Source organism: Pseudomonas lutea (genome assembly GCF_000759445.1).
GTDB classification, from domain to species: domain Bacteria; phylum Pseudomonadota; class Gammaproteobacteria; order Pseudomonadales; family Pseudomonadaceae; genus Aquipseudomonas; species Aquipseudomonas lutea.
The window spans coordinates 1,704,726-1,728,782 of sequence record NZ_JRMB01000002.1 but is presented as its reverse complement, the minus strand read 5'-3'; the positions used below and the strand labels follow the sequence as shown (position 1 = coordinate 1,728,782).

Genomic DNA, 24,057 nt, shown 5'->3' with positions numbered 1-24,057 from the left:
TTTTGCAGGTTCCGTTTTGAAGGGGGAATGAAACAAGCCCTCACAATTAGAGGGCGTAAGGGGGCAATTTAGCGGCTATCCACAGGCTTGCCTAGGGCTTGGTCATCTGGTTGGGGGCAAAGTTGCAGATAAACACGCTGCCCTTGCCAGGCACGCTGTTGATCTCCAGCGCTGCCCGATGGCGCAACAGCACGTGTTTGACGATGGCCAGGCCCAGACCGGTGCCACCGGTGTTGGATGCGCGGCTGGAGTCGACGCGGTAGAAACGTTCGGTCAGGCGCGGAATGTGTTTACTGTCGATGCCAATGCCCGAGTCCTGCACGCTCAGGTGCGCACCGCGCCCATCGCTCCACCAGCGGATGCGGATCTTGCCCTCGGCCGGCGTGTATTTGACGGCATTGAAGATCAGGTTCGAGAACGCGCTGCGCAGTTCCGCCTCACTGCCCTTGAGGCTGACATCGCTTTCCAGTTCCAGGGTGATGTGCTGATTCTTGCTCCCCGACAGGGCCTGCGCATCGTTGGTGATGCTTTGCAGCAAGGCGGAAACCGCCACGGGCTGGTTGTCGGACGGGTAGTCGGTGGCTTCCAGTTTGGCCAGCAACAGCAGGTCGTTGAGCAGCGTCTGCATGCGTCCGCCCTGTTGATGCATTTGCTGCAGCGCGCGTACCCAGCGCGGATTCACCTCTTCGACGTTGTCCAGCAGCGTCTCCAGGTAACCGCAGATCACCGTCAGCGGCGTGCGCAGCTCGTGTGACACGTTGGCGACGAAGTCTTTGCGCATCTGCTCCAGCTGGTGCATACGCGTCACGTCACGGACCAGCATCAGGTGCTCATTGTTGCCGTAGCGCGTGATCAGCATCTGAATACGCAGACGGTCATTAACCGGCGACGGGATTTCCAGCGGTTCGGCGTAGTTGGCGTGCTCGAAGTATTCTTTGAAGCGCGGATGGCGCACCAGATTGGTCACAGGTTGGCCGCTGTCTTGCGGGGTCTTCAAGCCCAGCAGTGTTTCAGCCGCACGGTTCCACCACTCCAGATTGCCGTCGCTGTCGAGCATGATCACGGCGTCTTTCAGCGCGGCTGTGGACTCCTGGACACGGTCGATTACCGCCTGCAGCCGACCGCGGACGCGCTGGTCGCGACGTTGCAGATGGTAGATGCTGTCAAAGACCTCACCCCATAAACCGTAACCGTCTGGCGGTGGCTCGTCGGGTTTGTGATGGCGAAGCCATTCGTGCAGGCGCAGCAGCTGTTTGAGGGTCCAGGCCAGATACAGCCCCAGACCGATTGCCAGGCACCCGCCGTAATGGCCGCTGATCAAACCGGCCAGCAGCGAGACTGTGACCAACATCAGCAAGTGGCGGATCAGGGTGCCATGCCAGTTGTGATTCAATTAACGCGTCCTTGTCTTCAGCGGTCTGAATCGCTGCCGAAAGCTTTCTCAGCTTTTGGTGGAGAAACGGTAGCCAGTACCGCGGACGGTTTGTACCAGATTTTCGTAAGCCTCGCCGAGGGCTTTGCGCAGACGCCGGATGTGGACATCCACGGTGCGCTCTTCGACGTAAACGTTTCCGCCCCAGACCTGATCGAGCAACTGCCCGCGGGTGTAGGCGCGTTCCTGGTGGGTCATGAAGAATTGCAGCAGGCGGTATTCGGTCGGGCCCATCTCGGCAGGAGTGCCGTCGATAGTCACGCGGTGGCTGATCGGGTCCAGCAGCAAGCCGCCCACTTCGATTGGCGATTCGCCGTCATTCGGCGCAGCCCGACGCAGCACGGCCTTGAGCCGGGCGACCAGCTCGCGGGGGGAGAAGGGTTTGGTGATGTAATCGTCGGCGCCGACTTCAAGGCCCTGGATCTTGTTGTCTTCTTCGCCTTTGGCGGTGAGCATGATGATCGGAATATCGCCGGTGAGCTCGTCGCGCTTCAGACGGCGAGCCAGCTCGATGCCGGATGTCCCGGGCAGCATCCAGTCAAGCAGGATGAGGTCCGGCTTGCGGTCGACGATAACGGCGTGAGCCTGTTGCGAGTTTTCGGCCTCGATGCAGTCATAGCCAGCCATCTCCAGTGCGACGGCAATCATTTCGCGAATGGGCGCTTCGTCGTCGACGATCAGAATGCTCCTGCCAACCATGCCTCGAACCTCATGTCATTTATCTGTCTTGGGCCGCATTAGATAACGGAATTATTGCAGTCGTGTGACAGGTTAGTTCGGACTAGGCTTATCGGGCGGTCTAGCGCTAAGCTGACGGCTTGTCCTACAAGAATGTCCACACAACGACAGACAATAGAGGATTCATCCATGACCCGAATTTCTTCCGCACTGGTACGTCTTTTGTCCGCGGCTGCGCTGGCATCCTCCGGCATGGCATTCGCAGCGGCGCCTGCAATGACTAGCGATGGAGCGCTGACCGATCACAAAGGCATGACCCTCTACACCTACGACAAGGACACCTCTGCGGGCAAATCGGTGTGCAACGATCAATGCGCAACCAACTGGCCGCCGCTGACTGCCAGCTCAAGCGACAAGGCTGAGGGCGACTGGACCATCATCAAGCGCGACGACGGCGCCTCGCAGTGGGTCTATAAAGGCAAGCCGCTGTATACCTTCAAAAATGACAAAGCCGCTGGCGACAAAACCGGTGACGGCAAAGGCGACGTCTGGCACATCGCAAAGCCCTGATCTGAGCTTGCTGCTGCGTTGGCCGGCTGGGTCAACGCAGCGCATAGTCCAGGACGATGCCCACAAAAATCGCCAGCCCTGCCCAGTGGTTGTGCAGGAAAGCCTTGAAGCAGGCCTGCGGATCCTTGTCCCGCGTTGACCAGAATTCCCATACAAAACAACCCGCCGCTGTCAGCAGGCCGATGAAGAAGTACAGGCCCAGCTCGAAGCGTGAACCCGCGAGCATCAGGCAAAGCAACGCCAGACATTGCAGCGTCAGGATGATCACTCTGTCAGCGTCGCCGAACAGTACGGCGGTCGACTTCACGCCTATCTTCAAATCGTCTTCGCGGTCCGTCATCGCGTAGTACGTGTCGTATCCTACCGTCCATAGCAGATTGGCGATGTACAGCAGCCAGGCAGCGGCGGGCAGTTCACCGGTTTCAGCGGTAAACGCCATGGGCATGCCCCAGGAAAACGCGGCGCCCAATACCACCTGAGGGTAGTAGGTGTAGCGCTTCATGAACGGGTAACAGGCCGCAAGGGCCAGCCCGCCGACAGACAGCCAGATGGTGGTCGCATTGGTGAACAAGACCAGTATGAAGCTCAGCGCCACCAGCACAGCAAAGAGCGTCAAGGCTTCTTTAGGCTTTACCTTGCCACTGACCAGCGGCCGCTGCTCGGTACGTTTGACGTGGCCGTCCACCTTGCGGTCGGCATAGTCGTTGATCACGCAGCCCGCCGCGCGCATCAGAAACACGCCGACGACGAAGATGAACAGCGTACTCAGGGATGGCGAGCCTTTGCCTGCGATCCACACGGCCCAAAGTGTGGGCCAGAGCAACAGGTAAACGCCGATGGGCTTGTCGATGCGCGTGAGCTGGATGAAGTCCCAGACGCGTGGATGCAGACGGTTCAGAGACTTGAGCAATGACACGTACATCAACGATTCTCCTGAGCGTGCAGCGGGTGGGTGGCGTTGATAGCGCGCCAGGCAGTGGGCAGGAACACTTCCGCCACCAGAATGCTCAACGCTGCTCGGCTGAAGCAGGAACGGCGACCCCATAGATCCGGCTGCGAGTCAGCCTCCGGCAACCACTGCGCCGGGTAACGGCACACCTGCAAAGGGCCGCGCTCAAAGGCTTTATCGCTGAACAACAATTCCCCCAGGGAACGGGTACCGAGTGCGTCCATGTGCAGACCGTCGCGTTCCAGCGCGGTGCGGCCAGCAACGCTGCGGGCAAATACCCATCGTTCATCGTTGCCGAGCAAATAGACCTCACGCACCCAACCTTCGCTGCCCGCGGGCAGTTGCAGCAAACTGCATTCATCGTCGCGCAGCCGTTGCCATCCTTCGTACAGCGGCTTCACGCTGAATCGGTTATCAGAAAGGCGGGTCAGGCGTCGAGTGAGGGAGTCTTCGTGAAACAGCCACTCAAGAACAAGGGGCGAAGGTGCTTCGGGAATTTGATCGCGAAGTAGCCACACGGGCGCTGGAAAGGCAGGGGTTTGCTGGGTCACGGGGAACGAATATTGGCGGCCATCGATGCGGCGAGCTTAGCATGATTGCGATTGCTGACCGACGACCGAAGCGCTGCCCTTTTTTGCGCTGAGTCAACTGACGCCTTCCCGGCTAAAGCCAGCCCCACTGGGTATGCGGCGTTAGTGGGACCGGCTTCAGCCGGGAAGGGGCCGTTGTGGGCACCCTATGTTTCGCGGTGTCGCCGCTGACGCGCTCCAGGCTAGTCACATTCGACCAGTTCCTAAAAGTCTGTGACCGCTGTATCGATGAAACTTGCGTCATCGCGCGGTGATCAGTACAAGGCCTGACCCATTCGATAAACTTCGCGAAGACAGCGGAGCGTGTGGGACGTCTAGCCTGAAACCAAGAGAACCGAGCGATGAAAAAGTGGCAATGCATAGTCTGTGGCCTGATCTATAACGAAGCCGATGGCTGGCCGGATGACGGTATCGCGCCTGGCACCCTTTGGCAGGACGTACCCGAAGATTGGCTGTGTCCCGACTGCGGCGTTGGCAAAATGGATTTTGAAATGATCGAAATCGGCTAATCCGCCGACGATCCCAACCCCCTTTGGAGAACTCAATGAACGCACCTGTCGTGATCATCGGCACCGGCCTCGCGGGCTACAACCTCGCTCGAGAATTTCGCAAGCTGGATGGCGAGACGCCGCTGCTGCTGATCACGGCCGACGACGGCCGCTCGTACTCCAAGCCGATGCTCTCTACCGGCTTCGGCAAGAACAAGGAAGCGGACGGTCTGAGCATGGCTGAGCCAGGGACAATGGCAGAGCAGCTTAAGGCCGAGGTCCGCACGCATACGCGCGTCAGCGGTATTGACCCTGGACACAAGCGTCTGTGGGTGGGCGAGGAGGCCGTGTACTACCGTGACCTAATTTTGGCCTGGGGGGCGGAAACGGTGCGCGTGCCGGTGGCGGGTGACGCCGGTGATGCCGTATTTCCGATCAATGATCTCGAAGACTATGCGCGCTTTCGCGCCGCTGCCGCCGGAAAGCGACGGGTGCTGATCCTGGGCGCGGGACTGATCGGCTGCGAATTCGCCAATGATCTTATTCTGGGCGGCTACGAGGTCGATGTCGTGGCCCCATGCGAGCAGGTAATGCCCACGCTGCTGCCCTCACAGGCGGCCGCGGCTGTTCAGGCCGGGCTGGAGAGCCTGGGCGCGCGTTTCCATCTCGGGCCGCTGTTGACGCGTCTTGAGCGCGCCGCAGACGGACTTGAGGCGCATTTGTCCGATGGCGAAGTGCTGCATTGCGACCTAGTGGTGTCTGCGATCGGCTTGCGCCCTCGAACGGATCTGGCGGCCGCAGCCGGCCTCGAGATCGGACGCGGCGTCGTGGTTGACCGGCAGCTGCAAACCTCGCACGCCAACATTTATGCGCTGGGTGACTGCGCAGAAGTCGATGGGCTGAATCTGCTTTACGTCATGCCACTGATGAGCTGCGCGCGTGCCTTGGCGCAGACCCTGAACGGTACGCCTGCAGCCGTTAAATATGGCCCCATGCCGGTCACCGTCAAAACACCGGTCTGTCCGTTGGTGGTATCGCCGCCGCCCAAGGGCTCTGAGGGCACATGGGCCGTCGAAGGCGAGGGCGCTGACATCAAAGCGCTGTGCCGCGACCCGGAAGGTAACTTGCTGGGTTATGCGCTGACAGGCACTGCCGTGATGGAGAAGCTTGCGCTGAACAAAGCGTTGCCTTCGCTGCTGGCATAAATACCTGTCGTTCTGTCGGATAAGCCTTCTTTTAGTTGAAACAAACGCAGCCCCTGTACTGGCGCGGGGGTCGGCGGCGTGCCATTCTCATTCCGGTCTGCCGCAACGTAGAGCAGTTGCGGCACCTGCTCGCTGTCCGCAAGGGCTGCACGGGACATAAAAACAAAAAACCGTAAAAGAGGCTACATATGCGCAAACCAGAACTTGCAGCGGCTATCGCCGAGAAAGCAGATCTCACCAAAGAACAAGCCAATCGCGTCCTGAACGCCGTCCTCGACGAAATCACCAACGCACTGCACAAGAAAGACAGCGTTACGCTGGTTGGCTTCGGCACGTTCTTGCAGCGCCATCGTGGTGCCCGCACAGGTAAAAATCCTCAAACCGGTGAGCCAGTCAAGATCAAGGCCAGCAACACTGTGGCGTTCAAGCCAGGCAAGTTCCTCAAAGACAGCGTCAACCCTGACTCGATCAAGCCAGCCAAACCGGCTGCAGCAGCCAAAGAAGCCAAGCCGGCCAAAGCCGCAGCAACCAAAGCGCCCGCTGCCAAGAAAAAGTAATTGGCTGAATGCCCTAAACAGGCGAGCAGCAAAAAAATGGGCATGCCGGTCAACCGGCATGCCCATTTTTTATGGCAATACGAAAAATCGCCGCGTCGTTTGCAGGGGTATGGCGCGCCACTTTGCGACCCGCCGGTTCTGCTCATTCATCGACCGCTCAAGCTCGCTACACTGCGCACATTCGCCGACGCAGTCGCTCCCTTGAGGCCTCACGCATGAAGTTTCGTTTTTTACTCTGGATGTTGGGCCTGTTGATGGCCAGAGCCAGCCGCAACAACCCTGCATTTCAGCAGCAACTTGCGGGCAAGGACTTGGCGTTTCAACTGCAGACCGCTGATGGAAAAATCGCCAGGCACTTCGTTGTGCGTGATCAGCGCGTCAAGAGCCGCGCAGGTACCTTCGCTGCGCCCGCCTTTGTCATCTCCTTCAAAGACGCCGAATACGGCTTCGCCACGATGCAGGCCCGGAACAAGCAACTGGCGTTCATGCAGGGCATTCAGGACAAAAATATCCAGGTCATCGGCAATACAGGGCTGGTGATGTGGTTTCAGGGGCTGACAAAGTATCTGAAGCCGCGCAAGAAGAAATAAGCGCCACGAATCTGTAGGAGCCGGCTCGCTGGCGAACGTACGGTGTCATTCGGCATCTCTGACATTGACACACCGCATCCGCCAGCAAGCCGGCCCCGCAATTGCACTCAAGGCCGTCGACGATGCTCGGAAATCAGCTGAACTGGGCAGCCAGTTCGCGCAACAGCACCTCGGCCTCCAGCACTTTCTTCACGACGTCCTGAGCCTTCTCGCGAGAGAGCTTCAAGCGCTCAAGCAGTTCGTCCGGGATGGCCTCCATCGGGCCTGAACCGATGCCTTCCTTGCGCAGCAATCTCACCGCGAGACACACCAGGTTCGCGTATTTGTGATGCTCGCCTGCGTAGTGAGGATCGTGCTGGAAGCGCAGAGCAATGACCAATTCTTCCGGCATGTCCCAATTGCGCATCAGCCACGAACCGATCTGTTCGCGCGTGATGCCCAGCAAGTGCTGCTCGACGAAGCTGTGATGCAAGTGTGGGTTCACTTCGATCTGACGGCAGATCAGCGAGAAGTGTGGCGGAAATACGTGTGCAAGCAGCAAGTAGCCAAAGTTGTGAAGCAAACCGGCAAGGTACGTAAGCCCGTTTTCCGGGCGCTCGGCGCGCGGCATGGCGCGTGTGAGGCCCTCGATGATCGCGGCGGTATAGATTGACTGCTGCCAGTAAGGGGTCGCCTGCTGCGGGTGATCCTTGGGCAACGCCAGGGTTTTGCCCAGCGCAAGGCCAAGTGCCAGATTGATGACCAGATCAAAGCCCAGTACCCGAACGATCGCGTCTTCTACCGAACGGATTTTGCCGGCCGAGCCGTAGTACGGTGACGCCGCCCAGCTGACAACCTGTGCAGCCAGTGCCGGATCGGTCTCGACCACGCCGGTGATGTCGTCAATGGTGGCGTCGGGGTCGACACGCAGTTTGATGATCTTCTGCGCGGTGTCGGCCAGCGGCGGGATTTCGACCGTAGATTCCAGGCGCTGCTGAATGCGCCGGGCGGTGAAGTTCTGTACAGCCTTGGTGATCTCCTCGCGGTCGTCATCGGGACGTGTGAGGTTAGGAATGACAGACGTCACCGGTTCGCCAAAGCGGGCGGCGCTTGCCTTGGCCAATAACGTTTTGAAGTCTTCGCTGCTGATTTCCAGCAGCAGGCCCGGCTCGCCCGAGTCGATCAGAACGGTAGAACCCGACAGAATGCGTTCTTCATACAGACAAGGCGAGCTGGTCAAGGATGGCAGGCCGGGCAGCGTGCCCAACTTATGCTTGATCAGCATGAGGTCGAGCGACTCTTTGGGCACGGCTTTCAACTTGCGACCGGTCAACTCGGTGATGCGATTGAGATCGAGCAGCTGGTTTTGCGGAAACAGGATGAACAGCGCGCCAACCGAGTCATCAACCAGGATGGCCTGCACCTTCTGATCAAGAGGCAAAGCCTCGTTGTCAGTCACTTCCTGGAAGTTGATGGCGGCTTTGCCGAGCAACTGCCGAATGACAGCAGGGCAGTGTGGGGTCGCGTCGATGTGGGCAGCTTCTGTCATGGCCTGTATCCAGATTCCTACAATTGCTGAAGTATAACCAGCTTGGTTGTTATAGAGGTGTGACACGCTGATGGAGCGAAGACTGCATCACACTTGCCCGTACTGCTGACCGTGGCGCAGCCAGCGCTCCAGCAGCGGGCTGACATGCTGTGGCCAGCGTTCGAGCAGCGCCTGTGCGGCGTCTCGCACCGCAGGGAGCAAATCAGCATCGCGCATCAAATCGGCGACTTTGAACTGTAGCAGTCCCGTCTGGCGCGTACCGAGCATCTCACCAGGACCGCGCAGTTCCAGATCCTTCTCGGCGATAACGAAGCCATCGTTGGTTTCACGCATGATGCCCAGTCGCTGACGACCAATCTGCGAAAGCGGCGGATGGTAGAGCAGCACGCAGTGGCTGGCCGCACTGCCGCGACCGACCCGCCCGCGCAGTTGGTGAAGCTGAGCCAGCCCCAGACGTTCCGGATTTTCGATAATCATCAGGCTCGCGTTGGGGACGTCGACACCCACTTCGATGACTGTCGTCGCAATCAGCAGCTGCAAGTTGCCCTGCTTGAATTCGGCCATGACAGCGGCTTTCTCGGCCGCCTTCATGCGCCCGTGAATCAAGCCGACCTTGAGCTCGCCCAACGCGCTCGTCAACTCCTCGAATGTCGTCTCGGCCGCCTGGCATGTCAGCTCTTCCGACTCCTCGATCAGTGTGCACACCCAGTACGCTTGCCGACCCTCGGCGCACGCATTGCGCACCCGCTCGACGACTTCAATACGCCGGCTGTCGACCACCAGAACGGTGTTCACCGGGGTACGACCCGGTGGCAGTTCGTCAAGTATCGAGGTGTCCAGGTCGGCGTAGGCGCTCATCGCCAGCGTGCGCGGGATAGGGGTGGCAGTCATGATCAACTGATGTGGGCACATTGAGCCGCCCACACCTTTTTTGCGCAAAGCCAGACGCTGCTGAACCCCGAAACGGTGCTGTTCATCGATGATGACCAACGCCAGGTTCTTGAATTGCACCTCGTCCTGAAACAAGGCGTGGGTCCCGACCACCATGGGCGTGCCACCGGCAATCTGCGCCAGGGATGCCGCGCGTGCCTTGCCTTTCAGCTTCCCGGCCAGCCAGGCGGTTTCTATGCCAAGCGGCTCCAGCCAGCGGGTGAAGTTGATGAAGTGCTGTTCCGCGAGGATTTCGGTCGGTGCCATCAGCGCAACTTGATAGCCCGCTTCGAGAGCTTGCAAAGCCGCAAGTGCAGCGACAACCGTCTTGCCAGCACCCACGTCGCCTTGAATAAGCCGAAGCATCGGCTCGGGCTGACTCAGGTCGTAGGCGATTTCGTTACCGACGCGCTGCTGCGCGCCTGTGGGCGGAAATCCGAGGTTGGCGAGGAATTTCTTTGGCAAGCGCTTGGCCGCCGGCAGTGCAGGCGCGCGTTGGGAGCGAAGGCTTTCGCGCAGGCGTTGCTGGGAGAGTTGGTGGGTCAGCAACTCCTCGAACGCCAACCGGTGCTGCGCCCAATGGTGGCCCAACGCAAGCTCTTCAACGTCGGCATCGGCGGGAGGGTTGTGCAGGTAATGGATGGCGTCAGCCAGCGGAGCCAGTTGACAATCGCGTGCCAGCTCATCCGGCAGCCAGTCGGGCAGGCTTTTGGGTCCGAGCATCGACAGGCTTTGCTGGCACAACTGCCGCAGTCGCTGCTGAGTCAGGCCTTCGGTGGTCGGGTAGATGGGAGTCAGCGTTTGCTCCACCGGGACGGGTTCGTCGCCAGTGATCGCGCGATACTCCGGGTGGTAGATCTCAAGTCCTGACGCGCCGGGCCTGGCTTCGCCGTAACACCGCACATGAGTGCCGCGCTTGAGGCTGTCTTTCTGGGCGTTGCTGAAATGGTAAAAGCGCAAGCTCAACACACCCGTGCCGTCGCCGAGTCGGACCAGCAAGCTACGGCGCTTGCCCATCACCACGTCGGCGCCGCTCACCACGCCTTCGATCACGGCGTCCTGGCCTGGGCGCAATTGGCCAATGGGCACAACCCGGGTACGGTCCTGATAGCGCAGCGGCAGATGGAACAGCACGTCCTGAATGTTCTCAAGACCGACTTTCGACAGCTTTTCAGCCATGGCCTCGCCGACGCCTTTCAGCGCCGTGACCGAGACATGAGACAGCTCCGTCATACCGTCAGTCAGCTCGCTTCAGCCTGCGCTTTGGGACGAGCCACGGAGCACAGACGAATTGAGTCAGCCAGGATTTCGATGGCTTTCGGCCGAGGGAAGCTGGCGCGCCAGGCGATTGCCACCGTGCGGAACGGCACAGGAGGCGACAGCGGACGCACTTCGATCACGCCTGGCGCGTAATGATGGCTATCGACCGCTGACATCGGCAGGATCGAGACGCCCAGTCCGGACGCGACCATGTGGCGGATGGTTTCCAGCGAACTGGACTCTACGGTGGTGTGCTTGGCAGCGTCGCCGCCTTTGACCAGCGTCGGACAGGCTTCAAGCACCTGGTCCCGGAAACAGTGGCCTTCACCCAGTAACAGCAGACTTTTGTCATTGAGCGCGGAGGCATCAATGGTTTTCTTCTGGGTCCAGGGGTGGTCGGCAGGCATCAGCACGTAGAACGGCTCGTCGTAGAGCGACATGGTCAACACGTCTGCTTCGTTAAACGGCAACGCAATGATAATCGCGTCGAGCTCGCCATTACGCAGCTTGTCGCGCAGTACGTGCGTGAAGTTTTCCTCGATGTACAACGGCATCTGCGGGGCAACCCGGTGCAGTTGAGGGATCAGATGAGGAAAGAGGTAAGGGCCAACGGTGTAGATCGCGCCAACTTTGAGGGGGGCGGTCAGCTGATTCTTGCCGGTCTGAGCCAGTTCGCGAATGCCTTGAGCCTGTTCAAGCACCTTTTGCGCTTGAGCGACGATGCCTTCGCCAACCGGGGTCAGACGTACGGCGCTCTTGCTGCGCTCGAAAATCAGCACACCGAGTTCATCTTCCAGCTTTTTGACGCCCACCGACAGGGTCGGCTGGCTGACATGGCAGCGTTCGGCGGCGTGGCCAAAGTGCTGCTCTTGAGCGAGGGTAACGATATAGCGCAATTCTGTGAGGGTCATAACGTGCGTCCATGAAGTTGCGGCCCCAGCATAGCGGGTGCAATCGATAGACGCACGTTATCAACCCGTCGCGACTGACAAAATTATCGTTTCAGCGCTTATCGAGTGAATAAACGAAAGGCGCTACGACTTCCAGCGATCCATTCTTCAATAATTCCGGTGGTGGCTTGGGCAACGGCTGGGCGCGGCGGATCATTTCCAGCGTTGCGCGATCCAGCGAAGCACTGCCCGAACCTCCTGCCAGCTCGTAGGACAATACACGGCCCTCACCGTCGACCACGAAGCGCAGACGGCTGGTGCCTTGCATGCCCCGACGTCGCGCATCTTCCGGGTAGCGCTTGAACTTGCTCAGGTGGCTCAGCAATTCACCCTGCCAGGTAGGTAATGCATTGCTTGGCGGGGTGGGTGCGGCCGGCTGCGGTGAGGCGGACTTCTCCGGCTTGGCGTTGGACGGCGGGGCGTCCAGCGGTTTGTCGTCTGCCGGCTTCTCTTCCTTGGGAGGCTCGACCTTTTTCACCGGCTTGGGCGGCTGTGGTTTGGGCTTGGGTTTGACCGGTTTGGGAACGGCGATCTCAGCCTTTGGCGCTTCTGCAATGGGCGGGATCGGCAGCTGCTCTTCGGGCGCAGGCGGCTGTGGCGGCTGCACGACTTTGGGCGGTGGTGGTGGCGCTGGCTCCGGCGCAGGTGCCAGCTCGACCATCATGGCTGCTGGCGGCAGTTCGATGGCCTGCGAGGACGGCCAGCGCAATGCGACGATGATCGCCACGGCATGGACCGCCAGCACCAACAACAGACTACCGCTATAGCGCGTCAGTTTTTGGCGCGTATTGATCATTTCTTACCAACCGTCTCAAGACCCACCAGGCCCACCTTCAGGTAGCCTGCGCCGCGCAGGGCATTCATGACGTCCATCAGGTCGCCGTAATCCACGCCCTTGTCGGCCTGGAAGAAGATGGTGGTGTCTTTCTTGCCCTTGGTTTTGGCATCCAGCACTTGGCCGATCTGCTCGCGTGCGACCTTTTCATCGCCCAGGTACAAGCTCTGGTCCGCCTTGACGCTCAGGAAAACGGGCTTCTCGGGTCGAGGAGCAGGTTTGGCTGTGGACGCCGGCAAGTCGACTTTGATGTCTACCGTCGCCAGCGGTGCTGCGACCATGAAGATGATCAGCAGCACCAGCATGACGTCGATGAACGGCGTTACGTTGATTTCGTGGTTTTCGGCGAGCTCGTCGTCGCCTTCTTTCAAATGCAGGCCCATGGTTTACCCCATTTTTACCATGTGCGGCGGTTGGCTGCGCTCGGCCGCAGGCTGGTGATCCAGATCTCGGCTGACCAACAACAGAACCTGCGCCGAGGCGTCGGAGACTTGAGCCTTGTAACCGGCGATGGAGCGGGCAAAGACGTTGTAGATGACTACGGCAGGGATCGCAGCAACCAGGCCCAGTGCAGTGGCCAGCAATGCTTCAGCGATGCCGGGTGCAACCACGGCAAGGTTGGTGGTCTGGGTTTTAGCGATGCCGATGAAGCTGTTCATGATCCCCCAGACGGTGCCGAACAGGCCTACGAAGGGCGCAGTCGAACCGATGGTGGCGAGCACGCCTGTGCCCATGCTCATGTTGCGGCCACAGGCTGCGACCAGTCGCTCAAGACGGAAAGCAACGCGTTCCTTGATGCCTTCGCGCTCACGCGTGTTGACCGACAGGCGCATCTCTTCCATGGCGTCGTGCACAAGCAAATGGGAAAGGGTGCCTTCTTTCTTTGCCCCTGCGCTGGCTTCGTCCAGGTTGCGCGCACGTTTCAACGCTGCAATCTCGCCGCGCAGACGGCGCTTGGCGCCCAGCAACTCGAAGCCCTTGGCAATCCAGATAGTCCAGGTAATCACCGACGCAATGGCCAGTCCGATCATCACTGCTTTGACGATAATGTCAGCGTTTTTGTACATGCCCCACGGCGAGAGATCGTGGGACATGCCCAAGCTGTTATCTTCCGCGGCAGGCTCCGCCGGATCAGTCGGGGCAGAAGCCGGTGTCAACTCTTGAACGGTTGGCGCTGCAGCAGGGTCAACCGGTGTGGCCGCTGGTGTCTCGGCCTGCACCGCTGGTTTCTGCGCGGGGGCAGTGGAGTCAGCGAGGGCGACAGGCGTCAGCATCAGGCTTAAAAGCAGCGCGGCAAAGGCGCGACCTGCCCGTGGCAGACCTCGATTGGCGATTGACGAAGCGGGAGTTTGAATAGGTGTCATGCTGGCCCGACCTGATATAAAAATAGGTGTTCGTTCTGAGAGCGTCACGCTGGCGCGAGGCGAGCGGAGGAGAACAAAGGGTCGCCATTATTGCAAGTAATTCTTGTTAACAAAAGTAAGAGCGTCTCTTTTTTCCTGAGAATGCTTCCCAATGGTCGGTTTTAAACTCCGATTTACGGGCCGAAATTCAACAAATGATGGGGAGATTGGACATGTCAGCGCCATCCGTTCTGATTGCTGGATGTGGCGATATCGGGAGCCGGCTCGCCTCCCAACTGTTGCCCGACGACTGGACCGTGTATGGCCTGCGGCGGTCAATAGAGAAATTGCCCACGGGTGTGCTTGCCGTCAGTGGCGATCTGTTCGATGCCCGTATTCCGGCGCACTGGCCGGAGGGCCGGCTGGATTTTCTGGTCTATTGCGCAACGCCCACCGAGCGGGATGAGGCGGGCTACCGAGCTGCTTACGTCGACGGACTTCGACACGTGTTGGGGTGGAGCGAACGCAGCGGTCAGAAACCAAAGCGTCTTGTATTCGTCTCCAGCAGCAGTGTGTACGGGCAGCAACAAGGTGAGTGGGTCGATGAAACGTCGCCTGCCGAAGCCACCGGCTTTTCCGGCCAGGTTATGCGCGAGGCAGAGCAGGTTGCTCTGGAGAGCGGAGTCGCCGCTACCATTGTCAGGCTTACCGGCATCTACGGTCCGGGGCGTAGCGATTTGATGAACCGTGTACGTCAAGGCTATAGCGTCGCGAGCGAGCCGCCGCTGTATGGCAACCGTATTCATGCTGATGACGCAGCCGGACTGCTGGCGTTTTTACTGCGCGCCGCGGCAGACGGCAAGGTGCTGGAAGACTGCTACATCGGCGTCGATGATGCGCCGGTGCCCTTGGCTGAAGTGGTCGACTGGTTGCGAAAGCGCCTGGGCGTCACCGAGTGGTCGGATGCAAACAGTGTGCGGCGCACCGGGAGTAAACGTTGCAGCAACGCCCGCATCAAGGCGCTGGGCTGGAGACCGCGTTATGCGACGTATCAGGAAGGGTATGAGGCGATGCTGGCAGACCAGCCGAACTAGTCTGCTTTGGCGCGGACGGGTAGGACCGGCTTTAGCCGAGAAGGCGTCCGTCTTAACAACCGGGAAATTGAGGTCGCAGGTACTGACCTCTTCCCGGCTGAAGCCGGTCCCACCATGTGTACGCGACAGTCAGTTCTTTTCAAGCACCCAGCGTCGCTCGCCTGGGCGCAAATCAGGCATCTCGGTTGCCTGTGCATTGTTTACTGCCTGGAAGAGCTCAAGCTGCTTGCCGTTGCGAACGAAGATCCACGGATTACCGCGCTCGTCCTTTTCCAGCCACATGCTGTCGTACTCACCGCTCATGGCCGCGCAGTCGCCGGCAAGGCACAGTGCGTAGCGATCATTGCCCGGTAACCCACTGACGCTGCCGTCTGGCAGGAATTCCACGGTACTGCCCTGGCCGTCGCCGTTGACGATCGTCCATTTGCCGCCCAGATAAGCGGTATAAAGCGCGCGCTCGAAGCTGGTGCCAGGTTGCGCTCCGGCAGGCGGTGCTTCCTTGGGCGAACGGAAGTGCTGTTCTGGACCTGTGTCGCTGGCGCGCTGCACCAGATCGTCACCTTTGATGGTCAACTCATCCGACGCGTTGCCATAGAAATCGACCCGCAACTTGCCGTCGGCGTTACTGGCAATCTTGCCTTCACTGAGCTCGAAGCCGTTGGACGCAGTGGCCTGGCCTGCCTTGGTGTTGATGTTCCATTCCAGATTGGGGCCGTAAGCCAGTAACGCTTGCCGCAAATTGCCGCCTTGAGCTGCGGCGTCGATTGCGGCCTGGTTGATCCAGGTGCCGTCCGGCGTTTTGTTGGAGTGGCTGGCGCAGCCGCTGAGCAGTGCTGCCAGCAGCGAGAGGGCAAACGCAACGCGCATAGGCGGAGTCCTTCCTGTGCTGAGGAGGCGGAGCGTGCATGAGCTCCGCACCGGGATTTACTCGACGACCAGTATGGCGTCCATTTCGACCTGAGCGCCACGCGGCAGCGCAGCGACACCGATGGCGGCACGGGCCGGATAGGGCTGCTCGAAGTACGTGCCCATGATCTCGTTGACCTTGGCGAAATGGCTCAGGTCAGTCAGGAAGATGTTCAGCTTGACGATGTCCTTGAACGAACCGCCTGCGGCCTCAGCCACTGCTTTAAGGTTTTCAAAAACCTGAACGGTCTGGGCTTCAAAACCCTCGACCAGCTCCATGGTTTTTGGGTCCAGCGGAATCTGTCCCGACATGTAGACCGTGTTACCGGCCTTGATCGCCTGAGAGTAAGTGCCGATGGCGGCAGGGGCCTTGTCGCTGGAGATGACGGTCTTGCTCATGAATAACTCCTGTTAGCGGTTTGACTACGCGCGCATGCGAGTAATGCGGATCACGCCAGCCAGGGCGCGCAGCTTCTTGATCACGCGTGCCAGATGCACTCGATCATGCACACTGACCACCAGTTGGACCACGCTGATGCGACCATCGCGTTCATCCATACTGATTTTTTCGATATTCCCGTCGGCCGCGTTGACGCTGCTGGCAAGCAAGGCGATCAGGCCGCGTTGATGCTCCAGCTCGACACGCAGCTCGACGTTGAACTCGCCGGTAACGTCTTTCGCCCAGGACAGCTGGATGCATTTTTCGGGGTTATGACGGATTTCCGTGATGTTCCGGCAGTTGTCCAGGTGGACCACCATGCCCTTGCCTGCGGACAAGTGGCCGACGATAGGGTCACCCGGAATCGGCGTGCAACACTTCGCATAGCTGAGCACCAGACCTTCAGTGCCCCGAATGGCCAACGGCCCTTCGGCATTTGGCAACTGGTCGCCCTCGCTGGCGAGCAATCGCCGAGCCACCACATACGCCATGCGATTGCCCAGACCGATATCTTCGAGCAGGTCTTCGATGACCTCTACCCTGTACTCGGCGAGGACCAGACGTACGCGTTCGGCCGGAATCTTGTCCAGCGTGCTGTCGAAGCCGTTGAGCACTTTGTTCAAGAGCCGTTCGCCCAGATTGATCGACTCCGACCGACGCTGCAGTTTGAGCGCATGGCGGATGTGCGTCCGGGCTTTGCCGGTGACGACAAAGTTGAGCCAGGCCGGGTTCGGACGGGCGCCGGGTGCACTGACGATTTCGACTGTAGAGCCGCTCTGCAACGGTTCGGACAGTGGAGCCAGACGGCGATTGATACGGCAAGCAATACAGCTGTTGCCAACGTCGGTGTGCACGGCGTAAGCGAAGTCCACTGCGGTGGAGCCCTTCGGCAGCTCCATGATCCGCCCCTTCGGGGTGAACACGTACACCTCGTCCGGGAACAGATCGATCTTCACGCTTTCGATGAATTCCAGCGAGTTGCCGGCGCGCTGCTGCATCTCCAGCACGCCTTTGACCCACTGCCGTGCCCGAGCGTGAGTGCTCTTCGGCTGTTCATCGCCCGACGACTTGTACAGCCAGTGCGCAGCGATGCCATTGTTGGCCATCTCCTCCATTTCGCGGGTGCGAATCTGGATCTCGATCGGTACACCGTGCATGCCGAACAGGGTGGTGTGCAGTGACTGATAGCCGTTGGCTTTCGGAATCGCGATGTAATCCTTGAACCGGCCGGGCAGTGGTTTGTACAAATTATGTACAGCGCCCAGTACGCGGTAGCAGGTATCCACCTTGTCGACGATGATCCTGAACGCATAAACGTCCATGATTTCGTTGAACGCACGACGCTTGCCACGCATCTTTTTATAGATGCCATACAGGTGCTTCTGGCGACCGCTTACTTCGCCTTCAATGCCATCAACCGCCAGGCAGTGGCTCAGCGACTCTTCGATTTTGTTGACCAGCTCTTTGCGATTGCCACGGGCACGTTTGACCGCCTGCCCAATGCGCGACGAGCGCATCGGGTACATCGCCTTGAAGCCAAGGTCCTCGAATTCGATACGCACGCTGTGCATACCAAGACGGTTGGCAATAGGCGCGTAGATTTCCAGGGTTTCTTTGGCGATGCGCCGGCGCTTCTCGCCGGACAACACTTCCAGCGTGCGCATGTTATGCAGGCGGTCGGCGAGCTTGACCAGAATCACACGGATATCCCGCGCCATGGCCATCGCCATTTTCTGGAAGTTCTCGGCCTGAGCTTCGGCCTTGGTCTCGAAGTTCATCTGGGTCAGCTTGCTGACGCCATCGACCAGTTCGGCCACCGTTTCCCCAAACTGGGCGCAGAGCGCTTCTTTGGCGATACCGGTGTCTTCGATCACGTCATGCAGCATGGCGGCCATCAGGCTCTGATGGTCCATGTGCATGTCGGCAAGGATGTTGGCCACCGCCAGCGGATGCGTGACGTAGGCTTCGCCGCTGCGACGACGTTGACCGTCGTGGGCTTGTTCGGCGTAGAAATACGCTCGGCGGACCAGGTTGACCTGGTCTGCGCCGAGGTAGGTCGAGAGGCGATCGGCGAGGGCGTCTATGCTCGGCAAGATAAAACTCCTTGCCGAAGGCTGTGACCCTGCGCCTTGCAACGTCGACCAGGCATAGGCTTAGACGGCCTCGCTGGACTCGTCCTCGAATGCGGCGAACAGTGGTTCATCTTCAACGATTTCGGCTTCTGCAATAACAGCGTAATCCATCAGGCCAGCCGCGATTTCGCGCAGGGCCACCACGGTTGGCTTGTCGTTTTCCCATGCCAGCTTGGGCTCTTTGCCACCGGTCGCCAGTTGACGCGAGCGTTTGGTGGCGAGCATGACCAGCTCAAAACGGTTATCTACATGTTCCAGGCAGTCTTCAACGGTCACGCGGGCCATGGGTATTCCTCGTAGCAAATGCGATATGCGCGGTGCCCGAATGGGCGAGCGGACTCGACAGTCTAAAAAATCACCAGCGTTTAGGGAAGCGCTGATTTGCGATGACTCGGTTTCCCGAGCAAAACCGGTCAGGCCAGAAGTTGCGCGAGCAACTGGCTATGACGCTGTTGTTGGTGCTCCTGACTCAACAGGTTGGCGCGAAAGATCGCTTTGAGGTCTTCGAGCGCCGTGGCGAAATCATCGTTGATCACGATGTAATCGTATTCTGCGTAATGGCTCATCTCGCTGACCGCTTCGCGCATGCGACCTTCGATGATCTCGTCGCTGTCCTGACCACGATTGGTCAGGCGCTGACGCAGGGCCTGCTGAGTCGGCGGCAGGATGAAAATCGAGCGAGCATTCGGCATCAGCTTGCGGACTTGCTCGGCACCTTGCCAGTCAATCTCCAGAATCAGGTCATGGCCTTCATCCAGTGTTTGCTGCAAATGGCTCTGCGAGGTGCCATAGAGGTTGCCAAACACCTCAGCCTGTTCGAGAAAGTCGCCGTGCTCGATCATCCGCACGAACGCGGCGCGATCAACGAAGTGATAGTTCACGCCGTCCACTTCGCCCGGACGCATGGCCCGGGTGGTGTGGGAAACCGACACGCGAATTTGCGGTTGAGCGTTGATCAAGGCGTTGACCAGGCTGGTCTTGCCCGCGCCCGATGGGGCGGAAATGATGTAAAGGGTGCCGGTGCTGTGGGTCATGTTGGGGGTGGCCTTACTCAATGTTCTGCACTTGTTCGCGCATCTGCTCGATCAACACTTTAAGGTTGACTGCGGCTTGCGTGCTTCGAGGATCGAAGGCTTTGGAGCCCAGCGTGTTGGCTTCGCGGTTGAGCTCTTGCATCAGAAAATCCAGCCGGCGTCCGGCCTGTCCGCCGGCTTTGAGCACGCGACGGACTTCAGTGACGTGAGTGCTCAACCGGTCGAGTTCTTCGGCGACGTCGCTTTTTTGCGCCAGCAGAACCATCTCCTGCTCCAGGCGCTGGGGGTCGAGCTCGGCCTTCATGTCGGCGAAGCGATCAAGCACCTTTTGGCGCTGGGCCGCGAGCATTTGCGGTACCAGATTGCGTAACGTCGCAACCTCGGTTTTGATAGAGGTCAGCCGCTCGTCGAGAAGTCTCGACAGATCGGCTCCCTCACGGGCGCGGCCAGCTTTGAGTTCGTCCAGCGCCTCATTGAACAGTCCCAGCGCGTCGTTGTTCAGGGCTTGTGGGTCAGCGGCGTCTGCGACCAGTACGCCTGGCCAGGCCAGTACTTCAAGGGGGTTCAGCGCGGCGGGCTGCTGGATCAGGCTGGCAACGATTTCAGCTGCTGCCACCAGCTGACCTGCGCGCTCGCGATTGACCTGCAGCGGCTTGCCTGCGGACTCCTCGGTAAAGCGCAGCGTGCATTCGATCTTGCCCCGTGACAGGCCTTGACGCAGAGCTTCACGCACGGCGCCTTCCAGGTCACGAAACGATTCCGGCAGGCGCAGGTGAGGTTCGAGGTAACGGTGATTGACCGAGCGCAGTTCCCAGCTCAGCGTGCCTTGTGGGCCGGCTCGTTCAGCGCGGGCAAAAGCCGTCATGCTGTGCACCATGGGACGTACCTCTATAAATTCAGGCGTTATAAATTCGGGCGATTGCGGGTAGCCGGTCTGGCACGAGTGCCTGGCGCACGTCGAGGAAAACGACTGGCTGTAAAGGCGCAGGATTGTAGCTCAGTGCGAGGTGTGCGCCCAAATGTGGCATTGTCGCAAGCGATGCGCGGTGTCTTGACTCGGCGTTTGGCCGCGCCGTTTTACGGGGCGTTTCGCGAGCAACGTCTCATTAGGTGTCCCAAGCAACGCCCGCACCTCTATAATGCAGGCCAGTTTTCCGTCTCCCAGTACAGGTATCCCAGATGAAACGTCCAAGTGGTCGCGCTGCCGATCAGCTTCGCCCGATCCGCATCACCCGCAACTACACCAAGCACGCCGAGGGTTCTGTGCTGGTTGAGTTTGGTGATACCAAGGTGATCTGCACCGTCAGCGTTGAAAACGGCGTTCCGCGTTTTCTCAAAGGGCAGGGCCAGGGCTGGTTGACCGCCGAATACGGCATGCTGCCCCGGGCAACAGGCGAGCGTAATCAACGTGAAGCCAGTCGTGGCAAGCAGGGCGGTCGCACGCTTGAGATTCAGCGCCTGATCGGGCGTTCGCTGCGTGCTGCACTGGACATGTCCAAGCTGGGCGAGATCACCTTGTACGTTGACTGTGACGTGATTCAGGCGGACGGCGGGACGCGCACTGCGTCGATCACCGGATCCATGGTTGCCCTGATCGATGCGCTGAAGTCCATCAAAAAGCGCGGCGGCCTCAAAGGTGGCGATCCGCTCAAGCAGATGATTGCCGCCGTATCGGTGGGCATGTACCAGGGCGAGCCGGTCCTGGACCTGGATTACCTTGAAGACTCCGCTGCCGAAACCGACCTCAACGTGGTCATGACCAATGCGGGCGGCTTCATCGAAGTCCAGGGCACTGCCGAGGGCGCACCGTTCCAGCCTGAAGAGCTGAACGCCATGCTGGCACTGGCTCAAAAAGGCATGAACGAAATCTTTGAATTGCAGCAGGCGGCACTGGTCGACTGATCGGTTTCTCCTAATCCGCAACACTACGTCAGCATAGGGAAAGCATGATGATCGAGAGTCAGTCGCCGCTGCCAGCACCCAGCAAGGAAGCCCGTCAGTGGGCAATGCTCTGCCATTTCGCTGCGTTTTTCGGGTTGATCTTCCCGTTCGGCAACTTGCTCGGACCACTGATCGTCTGGCAGCTCAAGAAAGAGGCCGATCCCTACATCGATGCCCAGGGCAAGGAGGCCCTGAACTTTCAGAGCACGGTCGCTATTGCTGTGATGATCTGCTTTTTGCTGATGGTGGTGATCATCGGTTTTCCGCTGTTGATGCTGGTAGGGGTCGGGGCACTGGTGCTGACGATCATTGCCGGCGTCAAGGTCAATGACGGGATTGCCTATCGGTATCCGTTCACCTGGCGGCTGATCAAGTAAGAAATGCGCACAGCGGCCGCCTGCCCGATCTGCAGGCAAACAAAAGCCGACTTCATGTCGGCTTTTTTTGAGCAACTGAACGTCAGATGGTGAGCGTCCAGTCGTAGTCCACAATCAACGGCGCATGTTGCGAGAACCGCGGTTGACGTGGGAGGCGCGCGCTGCGTACAAAACGGCGCAGGCCCGGGGTTAGCAATTGGTAGTCGAAGCGCCAGCCCAGATTAAGCATCTCGGCCTGCTCGTTATCCGGCCACCAGCTGTACTGATCGCCTTCGCGACTGACTTCCCGCAGCGCATCGACATAGCCCATGTTGCCAACGATCTCGTCCATCCAGGCGCGTTCCGGCGCAAGGAAGCCCGGAGATTGCTGACTGTCACGCCAGTTTTTGATGTCCAGCTTCTGCTGCGCCACATAAAGCGAGCCGCAATAAATGTACTCGCGACGTTTGCGACGCTGCTTGTCGAGGTATTTGCCGAAATCGTCCATGAGCTTGAATTTCTGATTCAAGTCTTCATCGCCGTTCATCCCGGAAGGGAGCAGCAAGGTAGCGATACTGACTTTGTCGAAATCTGCCTGCAGGTATCGCCCGTAACGGTCGGCCGTCTCGAAACCAAGACCGTTGATAACCGCCTTCGGTTGCAACCGCGAGTAAAGCGCCACGCCACCCTGGGCTGGAACCTCGGCATCGCAGGCATATAGGAAGTAGCCGTCCAGTTGGAAGGCCGGGTCGTCCAGTTCAAAGGCGGAGGCGCGGGTGTCCTGAAGACAGATGACGTCGGCATTCTGAGCTTGCAGCCAACTGAGCAAACCGCGCTCGACTGCAGCCTGAATACCATTAACGTTCACACTGATGATCCGCATAAATGGCCCCAAAAATCACGTGCGTGTATGATACCCGAGCTCTACCTAATTAGCTAAATCCGTGGTATTCGGGGATTTTTTCATGCAGGCGTATCAACGCGATTTCATTCGTTTTGCCATCGATCGCGGCGTATTGCGCTTCGGTGAGTTCACCTTGAAGTCTGGGCGCACCAGTCCTTACTTCTTCAATGCCGGTCTTTTTAACAGCGGTTCGGCCCTTGCCCAACTGGGCAAGTTCTACGCCGCCGCCGTCGTTGAAAGCGGCATTCCCTTCGATGTTCTGTTCGGCCCGGCCTACAAAGGTATTCCGCTTGCAGCTGCTACGGCCGTGGCGCTCGCCGATCACCACAACCTTGACCTGCCCTGGTGTTTCAACCGCAAGGAGGCCAAGGCGCATGGTGAAGGTGGCAGTCTGGTCGGGGCTCCGTTGACCGGCAATGTGCTGATCATCGACGACGTCATCACGGCCGGCACGGCGATTCGCGAGGTCATGCAGATCATTCAGGCTCAAGGTGCAACTGCCGCCGGCGTGTTGATCGCACTGAACCGTCAGGAGCGCGGCAACGGCGAGCTGTCTGCCATTCAGGAAGTCGAACGTGATTTCGGCATTCCGGTGGTGAGCATTGTTTCGTTGAATCAGGTGCTTGAATACCTGGCCGACGACGTGGAACTCAAACAGCATTTACCTGCCGTAGAAGCGTATCGAGCTCAATACGGAATCTGAGCCTCCAAAAGGATGCGGTTTATGCTCAAGCTGGGCACGTTGGGTTTTTGTTTGTCGCTGGGTTTGGGTTGCATCGCGAGCGTTCAGGCTGACGATTCCTCCGACATGGTCTTGTATCGCTACGTCGACAGTCGCGGCGTGACCGTGCTTGATCGGCAGGGTGTGCCCTCGGAATATGTGGGCAAAGGTTATGAAGTGCTGAATCAGCGTGGCCGGGTAGTGCAAGTGGTACCGCCTGCACCTTCGGCCGAGGAACTGCGCGACGCCCAGGCGGCCAAGCTGCAAGCTGACGCGGACGCACATTTGCTCCGGCTTTACACCAGCGTCGAGGACGTTGATCGGGCCAAGACCCGTCGGCTCGCCGAACTCGACGCCTTGATTGTTGTGGCCCAAGGCAACATCCAGAACCTCGTCACACAGCAAGGCGTGCTGCAGACGCAAGCGGCCGATCAAGAGCGGGCAGGGCATCCGGTCGCCAAAACGCTGCTTGACCAGCTGGACGATCTGCGGGATCAGCAGCAAAACCTGAAAGTAGACATCCTGCGCTACCAGACTGCGCGGACTCAGGCCGAGGCCGAGTTCGCGCAAGATCGGGCTCGTGTGCAGAAACTTCTGGGTCGGTAGGCAGCACGTCCTCGATTCC

The 24,057-nt window shown here is 59.4% G+C and carries 26 protein-coding genes and 1 pseudogene; 10 read left to right on the top strand and 17 right to left on the bottom strand.

Annotated features, from left to right (window positions below; genetic code table 11):
* Positions 1 to 91: 91 nt before the first annotated feature.
* Together phoR and phoB are read right to left on the bottom strand one after the other, a co-directional pair.
* The gene (phoR, locus tag LT42_RS19890; RefSeq protein ID WP_037016753.1) at positions 92 to 1,393 is read right to left on the bottom strand and encodes a phosphate regulon sensor histidine kinase PhoR; all 1,302 of its coding nucleotides are present in this window, start codon (positions 1,391 to 1,393) and stop codon (positions 92 to 94) included.
* 48 nt (positions 1,394 to 1,441) lie between these two features.
* Positions 1,442 to 2,131, bottom strand: coding sequence for a phosphate regulon transcriptional regulator PhoB (gene phoB / locus LT42_RS19885; protein ID WP_037016751.1), 690 nt, complete (start codon positions 2,129 to 2,131; stop codon positions 1,442 to 1,444).
* Between the two features lie 168 nt (positions 2,132 to 2,299).
* Here phoB and LT42_RS19880 point away from each other — a divergent pair, with 168 nt between their 5' ends.
* On the top strand, positions 2,300 to 2,680 hold the full coding sequence (locus tag LT42_RS19880) for a COG4315 family predicted lipoprotein (RefSeq protein ID WP_037016748.1): 381 nt from the start codon (positions 2,300 to 2,302) through the stop codon (positions 2,678 to 2,680).
* A gap of 31 nt (positions 2,681 to 2,711) precedes the next feature.
* Here LT42_RS19880 and ubiA read toward each other — a convergent pair whose 3' ends face one another.
* Positions 2,712 to 3,602 (bottom strand): 4-hydroxybenzoate octaprenyltransferase, encoded by an 891-nt coding sequence (gene ubiA, locus LT42_RS19875; RefSeq protein WP_037016746.1) that lies wholly within the window; start codon positions 3,600 to 3,602, stop codon positions 2,712 to 2,714.
* Complete coding sequence (locus LT42_RS19870) at positions 3,602 to 4,180, bottom strand: chorismate--pyruvate lyase family protein (protein ID WP_037016743.1); 579 nt, start codon at positions 4,178 to 4,180, stop codon at positions 3,602 to 3,604. The genes ubiA and LT42_RS19870 overlap by 1 nt, the downstream gene beginning before the upstream one ends.
* A 380-nt stretch (positions 4,181 to 4,560) precedes the next feature.
* Between LT42_RS19870 and LT42_RS19865 the strand changes: the two genes are divergently transcribed.
* The 4 genes and pseudogenes from LT42_RS19865 (at position 4,561) to LT42_RS19850 (ending at position 7,059) form a co-directional block, all read left to right on the top strand.
* Positions 4,561 to 4,728, top strand: a complete 168-nt coding sequence (locus tag LT42_RS19865) for a rubredoxin (protein WP_002555879.1) — start codon at positions 4,561 to 4,563, stop codon at positions 4,726 to 4,728.
* 35 nt (positions 4,729 to 4,763) lie between these two features.
* The gene (locus LT42_RS19860; protein ID WP_037016740.1) at positions 4,764 to 5,912 is read left to right on the top strand and encodes an NAD(P)/FAD-dependent oxidoreductase; all 1,149 of its coding nucleotides are present in this window, start codon (positions 4,764 to 4,766) and stop codon (positions 5,910 to 5,912) included.
* 188 nt (positions 5,913 to 6,100) lie between these two features.
* Positions 6,101 to 6,370 (top strand): annotated as a pseudogene (locus LT42_RS19855) (HU family DNA-binding protein); the annotation flags it as partial.
* A 314-nt stretch (positions 6,371 to 6,684) separates the two neighbouring features.
* Positions 6,685 to 7,059, top strand: a complete 375-nt coding sequence (locus LT42_RS19850; RefSeq protein ID WP_037016737.1) for a hypothetical protein — start codon at positions 6,685 to 6,687, stop codon at positions 7,057 to 7,059.
* Between the two features lie 133 nt (positions 7,060 to 7,192).
* Here the strand turns inward: LT42_RS19850 and LT42_RS19845 are convergent, their stop codons facing one another.
* From LT42_RS19845 to exbB, 6 genes are all read right to left on the bottom strand, one after another.
* Positions 7,193 to 8,587 (bottom strand): HDOD domain-containing protein, encoded by a 1,395-nt coding sequence (locus tag LT42_RS19845; protein ID WP_037016734.1) that lies wholly within the window; start codon positions 8,585 to 8,587, stop codon positions 7,193 to 7,195.
* Between the two features lie 87 nt (positions 8,588 to 8,674).
* Positions 8,675 to 10,750, bottom strand: coding sequence for an ATP-dependent DNA helicase RecG (recG, locus tag LT42_RS19840; protein WP_037016732.1), 2,076 nt, complete (start codon positions 10,748 to 10,750; stop codon positions 8,675 to 8,677).
* Between the two features lie 8 nt (positions 10,751 to 10,758).
* A complete protein-coding gene (locus tag LT42_RS19835; RefSeq protein WP_037016729.1) occupies positions 10,759 to 11,688 on the bottom strand; it encodes a hydrogen peroxide-inducible genes activator in 930 nt (309 codons plus the stop codon).
* A gap of 91 nt (positions 11,689 to 11,779) precedes the next feature.
* Positions 11,780 to 12,523, bottom strand: a complete 744-nt coding sequence (locus LT42_RS19830) for an energy transducer TonB (RefSeq protein WP_037016726.1) — start codon at positions 12,521 to 12,523, stop codon at positions 11,780 to 11,782.
* Positions 12,520 to 12,945, bottom strand: coding sequence for a TonB system transport protein ExbD (gene exbD, locus LT42_RS19825; RefSeq protein ID WP_037016723.1), 426 nt, complete (start codon positions 12,943 to 12,945; stop codon positions 12,520 to 12,522). Before exbD ends, LT42_RS19830 begins: the two co-directional genes overlap by 4 nt.
* Positions 12,946 to 12,948: 3 nt before the next feature.
* The gene (exbB, locus tag LT42_RS19820; protein ID WP_037016721.1) at positions 12,949 to 13,926 is read right to left on the bottom strand and encodes a tonB-system energizer ExbB; all 978 of its coding nucleotides are present in this window, start codon (positions 13,924 to 13,926) and stop codon (positions 12,949 to 12,951) included.
* Between the two features lie 212 nt (positions 13,927 to 14,138).
* Between exbB and LT42_RS19815 the strand changes: the two genes are divergently transcribed.
* Positions 14,139 to 14,999 (top strand): SDR family oxidoreductase, encoded by an 861-nt coding sequence (locus LT42_RS19815; protein ID WP_037016718.1) that lies wholly within the window; start codon positions 14,139 to 14,141, stop codon positions 14,997 to 14,999.
* 129 nt (positions 15,000 to 15,128) lie between these two features.
* Here LT42_RS19815 and LT42_RS19810 read toward each other — a convergent pair whose 3' ends face one another.
* From LT42_RS19810 to LT42_RS19785, 6 genes are all read right to left on the bottom strand, one after another.
* Complete coding sequence (locus LT42_RS19810) at positions 15,129 to 15,866, bottom strand: hypothetical protein (RefSeq protein ID WP_037016715.1); 738 nt, start codon at positions 15,864 to 15,866, stop codon at positions 15,129 to 15,131.
* 57 nt (positions 15,867 to 15,923) lie between these two features.
* Positions 15,924 to 16,304, bottom strand: a complete 381-nt coding sequence (locus LT42_RS19805; protein WP_037016713.1) for a RidA family protein — start codon at positions 16,302 to 16,304, stop codon at positions 15,924 to 15,926.
* A gap of 24 nt (positions 16,305 to 16,328) precedes the next feature.
* Positions 16,329 to 18,437 carry a bifunctional GTP diphosphokinase/guanosine-3',5'-bis pyrophosphate 3'-pyrophosphohydrolase gene (gene spoT, locus LT42_RS19800; RefSeq protein WP_037016710.1) on the bottom strand — a complete coding sequence of 703 codons (2,109 nt, stop codon included), beginning with the start codon at positions 18,435 to 18,437 and terminating at the stop codon, positions 16,329 to 16,331.
* Positions 18,438 to 18,497: 60 nt separating this feature from the next.
* The gene (rpoZ, locus tag LT42_RS19795; RefSeq protein WP_025257879.1) at positions 18,498 to 18,761 is read right to left on the bottom strand and encodes a DNA-directed RNA polymerase subunit omega; all 264 of its coding nucleotides are present in this window, start codon (positions 18,759 to 18,761) and stop codon (positions 18,498 to 18,500) included.
* A 128-nt stretch (positions 18,762 to 18,889) separates the two neighbouring features.
* Positions 18,890 to 19,510 (bottom strand): guanylate kinase, encoded by a 621-nt coding sequence (gene gmk, locus LT42_RS19790; RefSeq protein ID WP_037016705.1) that lies wholly within the window; start codon positions 19,508 to 19,510, stop codon positions 18,890 to 18,892.
* A 13-nt stretch (positions 19,511 to 19,523) separates the two neighbouring features.
* Positions 19,524 to 20,387 (bottom strand): YicC/YloC family endoribonuclease, encoded by an 864-nt coding sequence (locus LT42_RS19785; protein ID WP_037016702.1) that lies wholly within the window; start codon positions 20,385 to 20,387, stop codon positions 19,524 to 19,526.
* 302 nt (positions 20,388 to 20,689) lie between these two features.
* Between LT42_RS19785 and rph the strand changes: the two genes are divergently transcribed.
* The gene (gene rph, locus LT42_RS19780; RefSeq protein WP_037016699.1) at positions 20,690 to 21,412 is read left to right on the top strand and encodes a ribonuclease PH; all 723 of its coding nucleotides are present in this window, start codon (positions 20,690 to 20,692) and stop codon (positions 21,410 to 21,412) included.
* A 47-nt stretch (positions 21,413 to 21,459) separates the two neighbouring features.
* Positions 21,460 to 21,828 (top strand): DUF4870 domain-containing protein, encoded by a 369-nt coding sequence (locus tag LT42_RS19775; RefSeq protein ID WP_070356538.1) that lies wholly within the window; start codon positions 21,460 to 21,462, stop codon positions 21,826 to 21,828.
* Between the two features lie 82 nt (positions 21,829 to 21,910).
* On the opposite strand, the gene LT42_RS19770 is transcribed toward LT42_RS19775, so the two are convergent.
* On the bottom strand, positions 21,911 to 22,690 hold the full coding sequence (locus LT42_RS19770) for an exodeoxyribonuclease III (protein WP_037016693.1): 780 nt from the start codon (positions 22,688 to 22,690) through the stop codon (positions 21,911 to 21,913).
* An 82-nt stretch (positions 22,691 to 22,772) separates the two neighbouring features.
* Here LT42_RS19770 and pyrE point away from each other — a divergent pair, with 82 nt between their 5' ends.
* Entirely contained in the window at positions 22,773 to 23,414 is a 642-nt protein-coding gene (pyrE, locus tag LT42_RS19765; RefSeq protein ID WP_037016690.1) for an orotate phosphoribosyltransferase, read from the top strand.
* A 12-nt stretch (positions 23,415 to 23,426) separates the two neighbouring features.
* The gene (locus tag LT42_RS19760; protein WP_420806904.1) at positions 23,427 to 24,038 is read left to right on the top strand and encodes a DUF4124 domain-containing protein; all 612 of its coding nucleotides are present in this window, start codon (positions 23,427 to 23,429) and stop codon (positions 24,036 to 24,038) included.
* The last annotated feature ends 19 nt before the right edge of the window (positions 24,039 to 24,057 follow it).